The following is a 13018-nucleotide window of genomic DNA, read 5'->3' as shown; positions in this document are numbered from 1 at the left end:
TTTATTATTTAGCTAACCACACGGATTAGGTTTTTTACTTTTTTAGACTTGGCAATAATAGCTTCCTTTGAATCCCCTAAAATAGTTACATGCCCCATTTTACGAAAAGGTTTTGTTATTTTTTTGCCGTACAAAAAGGGATATACCCCTGGAATTGCTAAAGCATCACCCAAACCTTCATATTTGACTGGGCCATTAAAACCAGCAGCACCTAGCAAATTCAACATACCCGAAACCCCTTGGGCTTTTGTACTTCCTAAAGGTAGGCCGGAGATCGCCCGTAAATGCTGCTCATATTGGGAGGTTTCATTCCCGCGTATTGTTTGATGGCCAGAATTATGAGGCCTTGGGGCTACTTCATTAATCAAAATTTCACCTGAGGAAGTTAAAAACATTTCCACAGCTAATACGCCAACTAACCCCATTTTTTCAATTAATTCCAATGCCATTTTTTCCGCTTTCGATGCAATTTCTTGGGAAATAAAAGCTGGAGAGAACAAAAAATCAACCAAATTATGTTCGGGATGAAATACCATTTCCACGGCTGGAAAAGCTTTTGTTTCACCCTGTGGATTTCTTGCAACAATTACTGCCAATTCTTTCTCAAAATCTACTGCTTTTTCTAGCAAACCTGGAGCATTAAATGCCTTCGACTGATCAGCTATAGATGATATACGCTGTACCCCTTTGCCATCATACCCTCCCTTGCCAAGTTTATGAAAAGCAGGTAGAAAATCAGCATGTGAGGTGATGTCAGCTTGTTTTTCAGTTAACACAAATGGAGCTGTAGGAAATCCATGATCTTGAAAAAATTGCTTTTGAAGCCGCTTATCTTGAATCATCCGCAAAATATGTGGTTGAGGATAAACCTGCTTCCCTTCTTTTTCCAATTGCTCCAGCGCCTCGATGTTTACATGTTCAATTTCAATACTAATTACATCGAAATGTTTCCCGAATTGATAAACCGAATTATAGTCTTGAAAAGAGCCTTGCTTAAATAAATGAGCCAATTCATGACAGGGGGCCTCGGCATCTGGATCAAGACATGAAACCTTGATGTCCAAATCAATCGCCGCTTGAAGCAACATTCGACCTAACTGTCCACCACCCAAAAGTCCAATTGACGGCAAAGCTTTATACATAAATTGAAATAGAATAGATAAAATTACGGCTTTTGTTTTACCTTTGGAAATTATTTAGCTTCCCACTCAAAGAAATATCAAATGACAAAGCGCACAATGGTCCTCTTGGGATTTCTTGCCCTCGCAGTAGCCAGTCGATTTTTAATATTATTAAACCCATCATGGGCTAATTTTTCTCCTGTAAGTTCAATGGCACTATTTGCCGGCGCTTATGCATTAAATCGTTCTCAAGCAATCATTTGGTCCATTGTTCCTATTTGGATTTCGAATTTAATCTTAAATAACCTGGTTTATCCACAATATTTCGACGGATTTTCATGGGGAATCGATATAATTCATTTAAGCTTGTTTGCGTTAATTGCCTTGATGGGTTCTCGCATTTCAAACCTAAGCACGTTCATGGGCGCAAATGTCATGAGCGTCATTGGATTTTTTCTTCTTTCAAACTTTGCGGTTTGGGCAGGTGATGCCATAGGCTATGGATTTCATGTGGGTAACGCCGTAGTATATTCCAAAGATATCACCGGTTTATTAAGTTGCTATGCAGCAGCATTGCCATTTTTAAAGAATGCAATCATAAGTCAATTTTTCTTCTCTGCTGTTTTCTTTGGTGGATTTGAGTTAGTAAAAAATAAAGTGCTTGCCGTTCAGCATTAATTAAAATGCAGATATACTTAACTAAAAAGCCCGAATTTTCATTCGGGCTTTTTAGTTATTCTTGTTTGTAAACCTTACCGTCTCGCATCACAAATTTCATCTTTAAGATGTCCTCCATATGTTGAGTTGGATCACCATCAACTGCAACGATATCTGCGAGCTTACCTACTTCAATCGACCCAATCAAGTCAGATTGTCCTAACAAGTCGGCAGCAGCAACTGTCGCTGATTGAATGGCTTCCATTGCTGGCATGCCAGCTTCATGCATCAACAAAAATTCATTTAGATTTTTCCCGTGGCCAAAAACACCTGCATCAGTGCCAAACGCAATTTTTACGCCTGCTTTATACGCTTTACCAAAAGTTGATTGGATGATTGGTCCAATGGATTCTGCCTTTTTCTTCACCATTTCTGGGTAGTAATTGGGTATTTTGGCTGAATCTGCCACAGAACGTCCCGCGATAATAGTAGGAACATAATACGTTCCATGCGCTTTCATTAATTCCATCACCTCAGGCGTCATGTAGGTGCCGTGCTCAATGGAGTTAACACCACCCAAAATTGCTCGTTTCATGCCTTCGGCACCGTGCGCATGCGCCGCCACTCTAAAACCATAATCCTTAGCTGTTTGAACGATGGCTCGAACTTCCTCTTCCGTGAACTGAGCTCCCATGCCATCTTTTGCATAGCTTAGTACGCCCCCGGTAGCTGTAATTTTAATTAAATCTGAACCTTCCTTATACCGTTGGCGAACAGCCTTAGCAGCATCTGACAATCCATTCACAACGCCATCCTCTGGGCCTAAATCCTTTTTAAATGTTTCATTAAGTCCATTTGCATCATCCGCATGACCACCTGTGGTGGCAATTGCCACGCCAGCAGTAAATATACGTGGACCGTCGACGGTACCTTTATTGATAGCATTACGCAAACTAATTACAACGTGCGTTCCACCTAAATCGCGCACGGTGGTAAATCCTACATTTAGCGTTTTCTTCGCATGTACCAGTGCCTGATACGCCACATCTCCTGGATTTTTTGTAAATCGATCTAGATATGCGTTCGGGTTGGTTTCACTTTCCATGTGTACATGCATGTCGATCAATCCAGGTAAAACCGTTTTGTTTTTCAAGTCAATGATTCGATCTGTTTTTCCTGCAGGAAGATAACCTGGTTGAATATGTTGAATCTTTTTGCCTTCTACCACGATGGTGTAGGCAGTTAGAACTTTTCCGGCCTTTACATCGACCAATTTACCGCAGTATAAAAACGTTTTTTGACCCAATAAAGCCAAAGGTGATAATAATGCCAATAGTAAAATCTGTTTCATAGTTTGAGTTGTTTATAATGGTAGCGTAGCCCGCGTATTAAGAACTCGGCAGCATTTACAATTCTACGCAAAAAAAAGAATTTTAACAGCTAAAAAAAGGAAATTAGTTGGTCGATGATTTCAACAACAATTCCACATGATTCCAAAAACTTGGATAGGATTTTGCCACAACAGTCGGTTCGTGTATAACAATTTCCCGTAAAAGACCGACGGGTGCAAACGCCATTGCCATTCGATGATCATCATAGGTGTCTATTTCGGGAACAATCCCTTCAGAGCTAAATGAACCTGAAACCCTGTAAAGTTCATTTGTCTTAATCTCACGTAATGCTGCACCTAATTTTTTCAACTCATTTTGTAAGGCTAAAACTCGATCGGTTTCCTTCACTTTGAGTGATTCTATTCCCGTTAATTGCAAAACAATATTTTTGGCCGCCGCAACCACACTAATCGTTTGTGCTAAATCTGGGCAATCCGTAAAATCCCAAGCTAATTCTGAAACAGCTTCACATTTCGTCAACAAATACCCTCGACCCGTAAAGGTACTTTTTACACCCAGCGGCAACATAATTTCGCGAATAGCGGCATCGCCTTGTAGCGATTCTTCTTTCAAGCCCAATAATTCCAAAGTGCTATCCTCAAATGGTGATAAAGCCACCATTGAATACCAATAACTTGCGCCCGACCAGTCTGACTCTACAGCGAAAGGGGCTGCGGTGTACTTTTGAGCAGGAATATCAATTAATCCTTTATCCCAGGAAACAGTAGCCTGAATACCAAATTGAGCCATTTGAGCCAAGGTCATTTCAACATAAGGCTTCGAACCTAAAGAACCTGTTATATGCAGTAATATACCATCAGGCAATAAGGGCGAAATCATCAAAATTGCTGAAATAAATTGTGAACTTACATCCCCTCGGATTGTTAATTCACGCTTACCGGCATAGTGAAAGCCTGATAACTTCAATGGAGGATAGCCCTCATTATGTTCATATGAAATCGATGCTCCTAAAGCGCGTAATGCATCAACTAAAATTCCAATAGGGCGTTCGCACATTCTAGGAGTTCCTGTCATTTTTTTGGACGAACCCATTATAGCATAATAAGCCGTCAAAAACCGCATGGTTGTACCTGCATCTAAAACATCCGCAACCGGATTAGCGTCATCCGCTAAAAGGCGAATCATGGTTTGTGTATCTCGAGCCTCCGCCAAATTTGATAAGTTATCGATGCTTCCTCCTGCCAACGCGTTAATAATTAACGCTCGATTACTCTCTGATTTTGAGGAGGGTAACGGGATGATTTCTTGAAACGATTGTGAACGAGGATAAAGGCGAATTTGACTCAAAACGGATATACGCTTAGCGTAATTTTAAAGTTACTAATGATATAACGGCTAAAATGATGCCTACAATTAAAAAGCGCGTAACAATTTTAGCTTCGTGATAATTTTTCTTTTGAAAATGGTGATGCAAAGGCGACATCAAAAAGATTCGTCGACCTTCTCCATACTTTCTTTTGGTATATTTAAAATAGCCTACCTGCATAATCACCGACAAATTTTCAATCAAAAAGATTCCACACAAAATGGGAATAAGCATCTCTTTTCGAATCACAATAGCGAGTGTTGCAATAACACCGCCCAGCATCAAACTTCCCGTATCGCCCATGAAAACTTGAGCGGGATATGCATTATACCAAAGAAATCCAATACAAGCCCCAACAAACGCCGCACAAAAAACGGCCAACTCCCCAGAATTTGGAATAAACATCACATTTAAATACTGTGAAATCACTTTATTTCCGGATACATAAGCCAATATCGCCAGCGCAATTCCAATAATCACTGAAGTCCCTGCAGCTAAACCATCAATTCCATCCGTAATATTAGCGCCGTTTGAAACAGCAGTAATTATAAAAATCACCACCAAAACATACACAATCCAGACGTATTCATCCGGTAAGAAATCAGGCAACAACATGTTATAATCAAACGAGTTGCCTTTCATAAAAGGAACCGTGGTAAGAAGTGATTTGTGATCAACAAAAGTCCCATTAGCTGCGAATTCACGTACCTTAATGTGTTGATTAAAGTACATGGTCAGACCAACAATTATCCCTAAGCCTATTTGGCCTACAATTTTGAACTTGCCTGATAAACCATCTTTGTTCTTTTTGAATACCTTAATGTAGTCATCAGCAAAGCCAACAGCACCTAACCAAACGGCCGAGGTTAATAACAAGACGATATATACGTTGGTAATTTTGGCAAACAAAAGCGTTGGAATTAATAGGGAGAGCAAAATGATGAACCCACCCATTGTTGGGGTTCCCTTCTTTGCCATTTGGCCCTCTAAACCTAAATCGCGTATTTCTTCTCCGATCTGCAATCGCTGCAAACGATAAATAACCGCCTTTCCCCATATCGCGGCAATACCTAAGGATGTAATTACGGCAGCAACCGCACGAAATGTGATGTATTGAAAAACTCCAGTACCCGGAATGTTTAAGGTTTTATCGAGGTATTCAAAAAGGTAATAAAACATGCCTTGCTGGTGGAGTGGGTGAAAAAATCAACGAATTAGCAAATTTGCAAAAATTTACGGCTAAATCAAACTTTCGCAAATGCTTCTGCAATGACCTTTTTGTCATCAAAATCATGCTTTACTCCTTGAATTTCTTGATAGGTTTCATGCCCCTTACCTGCAACCAAGATGATATCCCCGGCATGTGCCAACGTCTGAATAGCCTCTAGAATGGCTTGTTTCCGATCCGATATACGAACAATATGTGATTTAGTTTCTGCGGTAATCCCAACTTGCATTTGATCTAAAATTATTTCAGGATCTTCAAACCTGGGATTATCCGAAGTCAATACCACGTGGTCACTATATTGTGCCGCAATAGCAGCCATAATGGGCCTTTTGCCTGCATCACGATTGCCCCCACAGCCTACTACCGTGATGATATGTTGCTGCTTTTGTCGAATAGCTTGAATGGTTTTCAATACATTTTCAAGCGCATCGGGGGTATGAGCATAATCAACAATTGCCATTTTTTGATCAGGTCCATGCATTTGTTCAAAACGTCCTGTAGCCGTTTTAAGTCCTGATAATGCAATCAAAACCTCCTCTTTTTGCTCGCCCAATAGGATGGCTGTCGCATATATCGCCAACAAATTATAAGCATTAAATTGTCCGATCAATTGCGCATGTATCTCTTGACCATCCAATTCCAATTGCAAACCCGAGAGTACGTTGGCTTTAACCTTGGCTTTGAAATCGGCGGATTCAAGAATGCCGTAACTCGATTTCGTCGCCTTGGTATTTTGCAACATCACCATACCGCGCTTATCATCCACATTAATTAAAGCAAATGCGTTCTTCGGTAATGCATCAAAAAACCCTTTTTTTGCTTTTATGTAGGCATCAAATGTTTCGTGAAAATCTAAATGATCTCGTGTGATATTTGAAAAAATGGCACCTTTAAATGTTAGCCCAAAAATGCGCTTTTGAACGACAGCATGTGAACTAACTTCCATGAAAACATGGGTACAACCCGCAGACCGCATCTCAGCTAAAAGCGCATTTAAATTTAAAGCATCTGGTGTCGTGTGCGTAGCAGGAATAATGCGATCCTCAATCTTGTTCTGAACGGTAGAGATCAATCCACATCGATGGCCTAAGGATTTAAATAGTTCGAATAACAAGGTTACACTCGTCGTTTTTCCATTGGTTCCCGTAATCCCTACTAAATTAAGGTGCGCCGAAGGGTTCCCATAAAATACAGATGCTACCTGAGCCATTGCCTCATTAGAATCGCGTACTTGCAAAAGCCACACACCGTCAGGAATAACTTCGGGGATTATTTCAACTACGCAGGCAGTACATCCTTGGGCAAAAACCTGTGGCAAGAACTGATGACCATCTGCTTGGGTCCCAGGAATGGCAAAAAATAAAGACCCCGGTTTAGCCTGACGAGAATCAAAACATAAATGGCTTATTGCTTGATCCTCTCCAACTTGTTGGAGCTTGTCAACAGATGCAATTAGCTGCGAAGACAAATGTTCCATACTATTGAAGTTGAATGTTTATGAGTGCATTCTTTTGAAGTGGAGACCCGGCAGGAATAGATTGTGATTTTACAAACCCTAATCCATTAGCACGCACCTTCAATCCTTGATTTTCTAAAACAAAAAGTGCATCTCGTAAATTCATTCCAACCACATTAGGTATTTTTTTCGGCACAAAACTGACTCCATAATTCTTTACATCCTTCTTAGTTAACTGAAAGGAAAGCCAACGACCATCTTCCTCGATTCTTGGGAAGCCAAAATTCGAATATAAAATCCCATGATCCAAAGGATGAATCAAATGACGCAACGAAGCATTATTCAATGAGTCGGGTAGATAGCCGGTCAACTGACGTTGCAATTTTACGTCACGGGCATAAATGCGTTCTGAAATATCTTTAAAAACGGGAGCGGTAACTTGACGAGCATAGGTTGATTCTGCACTACCTTTTGGATAATCCATCGCCACCATAACCGTATATTTGGGGTTATTGACCGGGAAATACCCCGTAAATGAAACGTAATACGTACCTGAAATATACTGCCCTTTTGGATGCCGCTGCGCTGTTCCTGTTTTTCCAGCAATACCGTATACGGTACCATATAAATTATCACTCGTTCCTCTTTCTACTACACCCTTTAACATAATCTTAAGTTTTTCGAGCGTTTCCTTGGAACATATCGGTTTAGCATCTCGTTTCTGCAGTTTCGTATAATCGATTATCACTTCCTCCCCTTGCGTTGCTTTCTTCACGATAATGGGCTGAACCCAATAACCATTGTTGGCAATCGCATTATAAAAAGCTAAAATATGGAGCGGTGAGGTATTGGATGAATAACCTACCGAGGTCCACATGTATGTAATCTTATCCCATTTTTCTGGAACCGTAAATTTGGGTTTTGCTGTTACGGGTTTGATTTGAAAATCCAACGGATCCAGCATGTGAAAACTTCTCAAATAATCATACCATTTTCTCGGCTTAGAACCAAAAACCCGTTGCATCAATTTAATCATACCAATATTAGACGACCGCTCGATTACTGCCTGGGCCGTCAAGGTTCCATAATCATGCGAATCCGTCATAGTTTTATTAAAAATCGTATATTTCCCACCTGTAGTCACTTTCTCCGTCAATGGCATATTTGATTCCTCTAACATGGCCATCATAGCAGGTAATTTGAACACAGAACCTGGATCATTGTCAGAAACCTCGATAGCAAAATTTTGGGCTTCTGAATAACCCGTAGGTGAATTCGCATCCTTTTTTAAGTTGGAAATACCTTTTATCTCACCTGTTGCTGTCTCCATAACAATAGCCGTCGCATAATCCCCTTTGTAGGCATCCAGTGATTTCATTAATGCCAACTCTACGATGTCTTGAATATCCACATCCAAGGTCGTATGTATATCCAAGCCTTTTTGGGGCAGAACTTCTTTACTTCCATCCACAGGCCGCCACAAGTTTTTATCCATTTTTTCAAAAATACCGTGCCCCGGTATACCCGACAGCTCTTTATCGAATGCGCCTTCTAAGCCAACCTTGTTTTTATCTTTGAAATAACCAATTGTCCGATAAGCCGTCTGCCCGAAAGGCGCATAACGTACATCCTTTTTCTCAAAAACGACCCCTGTTTTAATAGGATTATTAGGATGTAAATTAAAAATGGGAAAGGTTAGGACTTTTTTTCGTTCTTGAAAATCCAATAAGCGCTTGTTAATTATGATAAACCTCGTTTTTGTATCAAACGCTTTTTTCATCATGTAGAAGTATTCATCAGCTGTGCGATCCATATAAAAAGCCGCTAAATGTTCCGCCAATGCACGTGAATTCTTTTCATACGTTTCTTTCATTTTCGGGGTTTTAAAAACCGAAAAATCCATTCCTAATCGATATTTTTGAAGAGACGTGGCCAATAGACTGCCATCACTCGCATATATATTTCCTCTGACTGCCGGAATCGAACGCTCCTTTAAATATTTTGCTGATGCATCTAATTTTAACGATGGTCCATCCACAAATACCAACTTAACAAGGAAAACAAGGAGTATAATAAAGGCGAATAACATTAAAATAAAGAAAATGTTGAACCGCTTGGTGATAATCTGCCGAATATTCTGGGTTGATGACTTCGCCATTTCTATTGCTCTTTTTCTTTATCTGCTACTAATTTAATCGGTGGAGTTAAACTCAACTCCAAATTGTATTTCTTCATGGCGAGCGCCAAATAACTTTGCTTGCCCACCTTCATGTACTCGGCTTTCTGTGTGGTATAATCAGCCCTAATCTCCTCCAAATCCATTTTTACACTTTCTATTCGATGTATTTTACTCTCAGCCATCATGGTGTAATAAATGTAGACCATAATGAGACCTGAAATAAAGAAAATCTTTTTCAACAAATCGAAGGGCAGTTCTCCCCCCGTTAAGGAATCGATGTTAAATAATAAATCCATGATACCACCTTTCGATTTTGTCTTGGATTCATTCGAATTACTTTTTACTGCATTTGCCATGTTATATTTTACTTGCGATTCTCAATTTTGCGCTCCTTGACCTTGGATTCTCTTTCAATTCAATTTCTGAGGCCGTTATGGGTTTACGAATTTCACTTTCCAAGGGTTTATGTACCACTCCAAAAAGATCCTTGTCTTCCTTACCAAAACAATCCCCTGTTCGGATAAAATTTTTCACCAACCGATCTTCCAAAGAATGAAAAGAAATTATACATAATCGGCCCCCATTCACTAAAACGTTAGGAGTTTGTTCCAAAAATTCCTCGATAACTTTTAATTCCTGATTGACTTCAATGCGTATCGCTTGAAAAGCCTGAGCAAAATATCGGAACTCCTTGTTGCGCGGAGCTAATTTAAATAAAATCTCCTTAAACTCCCCCGTGGTTTCTAAGGGTTTTTGCGTCCTGGCCTGCACAACTGCCAAAGCTAAGGTTTTCGCATTCTTTATTTCGCCATACATACCAAAAAGCTTCTGTAAATCAGCTGCCGAATAGGTATTTAAAATCTCTGCTGCCGATAATGGAGCGGATGGTCCCATACGCATGTCGAGCGGCCCATCAAAACGGGTAGAAAATCCACGCGCTGCTGCATCCAATTGGAATGATGAAACCCCAAAATCCGCTAAAATTCCATCAACCTGCTTCATCCCTTGTAAGCGCAAATACTTTTCAAGGTATCTGAAATTTGCTGTAATCAGAGTCAAGCGCTCATCATCAATTAAATCCGCTTGTTTCCATGCATCTGGATCCTGATCAAAGGCAAACAATTTACCATTTGGCCCTAATTTTTCGAGAATTGCTTTTGAATGTCCACCTCCACCAAACGTTACATCCACGTATATTCCATCCGGCTTAATCGCTAAACCAGCCAAACATTCATGCAATAAAACCGAGGTGTGATATGTACTTTCAGACATTCTTCAAATTTACAAATTATCTGTTGGCAAGCATAGGCTTTTTTAATACAAAGCTGATTTTTTTGTGACAAAGTTTATCCCCTATCTTTGTAAAAATAAATGCGATTTATGAAATCAATCTTTACATTAATATTAGCGATATTTTCCAGTAGTTTTTGCCTGGCCCAAGTACCCACAAGTGGACCTTGGCGGGGAGAACTTGATCATTTTGGTGGGAAGCTTCCATTCAATTTCATCGTAGGCGCTCAGGCCTCAAAAACCAAAGTGGATATCCGTATTCAAAATGGATCTGAAATCGCAACACAAGGTGATGCCTATTTTCGCGGCGATTCAATCGTTGTCCCTTTTGAATTATACGACTCTGAATTAATTGGTCATGTGAAAGACAGCAAGACCTTAATCGGGTTTTGGCAAAAAAAACGTAATGGAAAGTTATTGTTTCGAATCCCATTTCAAGCCAAAGCCGGCAGTAAAGACCGTTTTGAAAACTTGTCTCCATCAAAAATCAATTTGACCGGAAAATATGCAGCAGATTTTTGGTCGGACGAGAATAATCATAGCCCAGGAGTAATGCTATTAAATCAAAAAGGGAATGAGGTAACCGGAACGGTGTTAAAAACAAGCGGGGATTATCGCTTTTTGCAAGGGAACGTCAGTGGAGATAGTTTACTGTTAAGCTATTTTGATGGAAGTGGCATCATGCAATTCCGCAGTAAATTAATTGGCAATCAAATTGAAGGTCTACACTTTGCAGGTTTGGCAGGGAAAAGAAACTTTACAGCAATCAAAGACGACAAGGCTAGCCTACCAGATCTTAAAAAATTAACGTATTTGAAGCCGGGATTTGATCGCATCAACTTTAGTTTACCAAATCCAGCCGGAAAAATCATAAGCCTTTTAGATGATCGTTACCAGAATAAAGTTGTGGTTATCGAACTGATGGGATCCTGGTGCCCTAACTGCTTAGATGAATCCCGCTACCTTTCTCCATTTTATAAAAAAATGAAAGATCAAGGAGTAGAAGTCATTGGATTAGCCTTTGAATATTCACCAGAATTAAGCATCTCTGGTCCTAAAATTGAAAACTTCAAGAAGCGTTTAGGTGTAGATTATGAAATCCTTTTTGCCGGCCAACCGAACGATGAAACGATAGCTCAGGTGCTACCGATGTTACATAAAATCAATGGTTACCCGACAACCTTTATCTTAGACAAAACAGGGAAAGTGCGTGAAATACATACCGGGTTTTCAGGACCTGGAACGGGTGTTTATTATACAGACTGGATTCATGAGTTTGAACAAACGATTCAAAACCTCTTGAATGAAAAATAAATTTCTTTGCATTTTCTTTTTGTGCCTGAGCCTAAGTGGCTTGGCTCAAAATAAATCCTTGTATTACGTGGCCGGTTTAACCGGTATAAGTGCCATTTTATATACCGATTTTGCCAAAGAAGCGCAGCGGGAAATTTACCAAGAACACTTTGCTGGATTTAAATCCTCCGCAGATAATATCTTACAATATAGCCCTACCTTACTTAATATCGGTCTACATGTAGCAGGTCTAAAAGATGAACATAAACGCAAAGAGACTTTCGCTACCTTTTTAATCGGCACAGGAACCTATGCCATCGTTACCAAAGGTCTAAAACGAAGCATTAACGAAATTCGACCGGATGGCACGGAATACAGCTTTCCCTCAGGGCATACAACAACGGCATTTTTTGGCGCCCGAATGCTTGATCGTGTTTATGGTAAAAAATATCCTGCGATTGCAATCGGTGGGTATGCACTTGCCACAGCGACGGGAGCATTAAGAATGGCCAACAATAAACATTGGGCAAGCGATGTGGCCATGGGAGCCGCGGTTGGGATTGCTTCAGCAGAATTTGCCTATTGGTTATATCCCAAACTCCAGAAATCAGTAAAAAAAACAACGCTTCAATGGGAGCCTATCGTTGCGCCAAACTTCTATGCCGCCCGATTGAGTTATGCATTTTAATGTAGCAACAAATAGGTTGCAGCACCTGCAAGATAGCCAATAAGCGCTAAAAAGCCAATGCGTTTGGCATACCAAATAAAGTCGATTTTTTCCATCCCCATGACGGCAACCCCGGCTGCAGATCCAATAATTAAAATACTTCCACCGGTTCCAGCACAAAAAGCTAAATACTCCCACATGGCGTGATCCATGGGAAAATTAGCCAAAGGATACATCCCCATTGCCGCAGCTACCAAAGGCACATTATCGACCACTGAGGAAGCAATGCCAATGGCTGTTACAATGACAAATTGATTGCCAAGACTTGACTCCAGGTACGTAGCGAGTTGACCCAAAAAGCCAAAGGACTCCAAAGCCCCGATCGCCAATAAAATTCCTAAAAAGAACA

11 protein-coding genes and 1 pseudogene are annotated in these 13018 nt (G+C 40.3%); 3 read left to right on the top strand and 9 right to left on the bottom strand.

The annotated features are described in order from the left end of the window. Positions 1 to 8 precede the first annotated feature (8 nt). The gene (locus tag ACIQZ2_RS00060) at positions 9 to 1142 is read right to left on the bottom strand and encodes a 5-(carboxyamino)imidazole ribonucleotide synthase (RefSeq protein ID WP_395766784.1); all 1134 of its coding nucleotides are present in this window, start codon (positions 1140 to 1142) and stop codon (positions 9 to 11) included. A gap of 81 nt (positions 1143 to 1223) precedes the next feature. Between ACIQZ2_RS00060 and ACIQZ2_RS00055 the strand changes: the two genes are divergently transcribed. Beyond that, on the top strand, positions 1224 to 1799 hold the full coding sequence (locus tag ACIQZ2_RS00055; RefSeq protein ID WP_395766783.1) for a DUF6580 family putative transport protein: 576 nt from the start codon (positions 1224 to 1226) through the stop codon (positions 1797 to 1799). 55 nt (positions 1800 to 1854) lie between these two features. Here ACIQZ2_RS00055 and ACIQZ2_RS00050 read toward each other — a convergent pair whose 3' ends face one another. The 7 genes from ACIQZ2_RS00050 to rsmH all read right to left on the bottom strand — a co-directional run bounded on the left by ACIQZ2_RS00050 (position 1855) and on the right by rsmH (position 10631). Further along, positions 1855 to 3129, bottom strand: coding sequence for an amidohydrolase family protein (locus ACIQZ2_RS00050; protein WP_395766782.1), 1275 nt, complete (start codon positions 3127 to 3129; stop codon positions 1855 to 1857). Between the two features lie 103 nt (positions 3130 to 3232). Next, the gene (locus ACIQZ2_RS00045; RefSeq protein ID WP_395766781.1) at positions 3233 to 4477 is read right to left on the bottom strand and encodes a 3-phosphoshikimate 1-carboxyvinyltransferase; all 1245 of its coding nucleotides are present in this window, start codon (positions 4475 to 4477) and stop codon (positions 3233 to 3235) included. A 13-nt stretch (positions 4478 to 4490) separates the two neighbouring features. Further along, the gene (mraY, locus tag ACIQZ2_RS00040; protein ID WP_395766780.1) at positions 4491 to 5675 is read right to left on the bottom strand and encodes a phospho-N-acetylmuramoyl-pentapeptide-transferase; all 1185 of its coding nucleotides are present in this window, start codon (positions 5673 to 5675) and stop codon (positions 4491 to 4493) included. A gap of 65 nt (positions 5676 to 5740) precedes the next feature. Beyond that, a complete protein-coding gene (locus tag ACIQZ2_RS00035; protein ID WP_395766779.1) occupies positions 5741 to 7201 on the bottom strand; it encodes a UDP-N-acetylmuramoyl-L-alanyl-D-glutamate--2,6-diaminopimelate ligase in 1461 nt (486 codons plus the stop codon). A gap of 1 nt (position 7202) precedes the next feature. Beyond that, on the bottom strand, positions 7203 to 9338 hold the full coding sequence (locus ACIQZ2_RS00030) for a penicillin-binding protein (protein ID WP_395766778.1): 2136 nt from the start codon (positions 9336 to 9338) through the stop codon (positions 7203 to 7205). A 2-nt stretch (positions 9339 to 9340) separates the two neighbouring features. Beyond that, positions 9341 to 9715: an FtsL-like putative cell division protein gene (locus tag ACIQZ2_RS00025; RefSeq protein WP_395766777.1), complete on the bottom strand. Its 375-nt coding sequence runs from the start codon at positions 9713 to 9715 to the stop codon at positions 9341 to 9343. A 1-nt stretch (position 9716) separates the two neighbouring features. Further along, entirely contained in the window at positions 9717 to 10631 is a 915-nt protein-coding gene (rsmH, locus tag ACIQZ2_RS00020) for a 16S rRNA (cytosine(1402)-N(4))-methyltransferase RsmH (RefSeq protein WP_395766776.1), read from the bottom strand. 108 nt (positions 10632 to 10739) lie between these two features. Here rsmH and ACIQZ2_RS00015 point away from each other — a divergent pair, with 108 nt between their 5' ends. Further along, positions 10740 to 11963 carry a peroxiredoxin family protein gene (locus ACIQZ2_RS00015; protein ID WP_395766775.1) on the top strand — a complete coding sequence of 408 codons (1224 nt, stop codon included), beginning with the start codon at positions 10740 to 10742 and terminating at the stop codon, positions 11961 to 11963. Beyond that, positions 11953 to 12630 carry a phosphatase PAP2 family protein gene (locus ACIQZ2_RS00010; RefSeq protein WP_395766774.1) on the top strand — a complete coding sequence of 226 codons (678 nt, stop codon included), beginning with the start codon at positions 11953 to 11955 and terminating at the stop codon, positions 12628 to 12630. The genes ACIQZ2_RS00015 and ACIQZ2_RS00010 overlap by 11 nt, the downstream gene beginning before the upstream one ends. Here ACIQZ2_RS00010 and ACIQZ2_RS00005 read toward each other — a convergent pair. Further along, positions 12627 to 13018: pseudogene (locus tag ACIQZ2_RS00005) on the bottom strand (sodium:proton antiporter); the annotation flags it as partial. The gene ACIQZ2_RS00010 and the pseudogene ACIQZ2_RS00005 sit on opposite strands and share 4 nt — an antisense overlap.

This window comes from Aquirufa sp. (genome assembly GCF_044342065.1).
GTDB lineage: Bacteria > Bacteroidota > Bacteroidia > Cytophagales > Spirosomataceae > Aquirufa.
The sequence above is the reverse complement of the archived record's forward strand: the minus strand, read 5'-3'. Positions and strand labels throughout refer to the sequence as shown.

What these genes read in the sequence shown, in the direction of transcription:
- rsmH (WP_395766776.1), bottom strand. Translation starts at nt 10,631, where the DNA reads ATGTCTGAAAGTACATATCACACCTCGGTTTTATTGCATGAATGTTTG.
- ACIQZ2_RS00015 (WP_395766775.1), top strand. Translation starts at nt 10,740, where the DNA reads ATGAAATCAATCTTTACATTAATATTAGCGATATTTTCCAGTAGTTTT.
- ACIQZ2_RS00010 (WP_395766774.1), top strand. Translation starts at nt 11,953, where the DNA reads ATGAAAAATAAATTTCTTTGCATTTTCTTTTTGTGCCTGAGCCTAAGT.
- ACIQZ2_RS00030 (WP_395766778.1), bottom strand. Translation starts at nt 9,338, where the DNA reads ATGGCGAAGTCATCAACCCAGAATATTCGGCAGATTATCACCAAGCGG.
- ACIQZ2_RS00060 (WP_395766784.1), bottom strand. Translation starts at nt 1,142, where the DNA reads ATGTATAAAGCTTTGCCGTCAATTGGACTTTTGGGTGGTGGACAGTTA.
- ACIQZ2_RS00050 (WP_395766782.1), bottom strand. Translation starts at nt 3,129, where the DNA reads ATGAAACAGATTTTACTATTGGCATTATTATCACCTTTGGCTTTATTG.
- ACIQZ2_RS00055 (WP_395766783.1), top strand. Translation starts at nt 1,224, where the DNA reads ATGACAAAGCGCACAATGGTCCTCTTGGGATTTCTTGCCCTCGCAGTA.
- mraY (WP_395766780.1), bottom strand. Translation starts at nt 5,675, where the DNA reads ATGTTTTATTACCTTTTTGAATACCTCGATAAAACCTTAAACATTCCG.
- ACIQZ2_RS00025 (WP_395766777.1), bottom strand. Translation starts at nt 9,715, where the DNA reads ATGGCAAATGCAGTAAAAAGTAATTCGAATGAATCCAAGACAAAATCG.
- ACIQZ2_RS00035 (WP_395766779.1), bottom strand. Translation starts at nt 7,201, where the DNA reads ATGGAACATTTGTCTTCGCAGCTAATTGCATCTGTTGACAAGCTCCAA.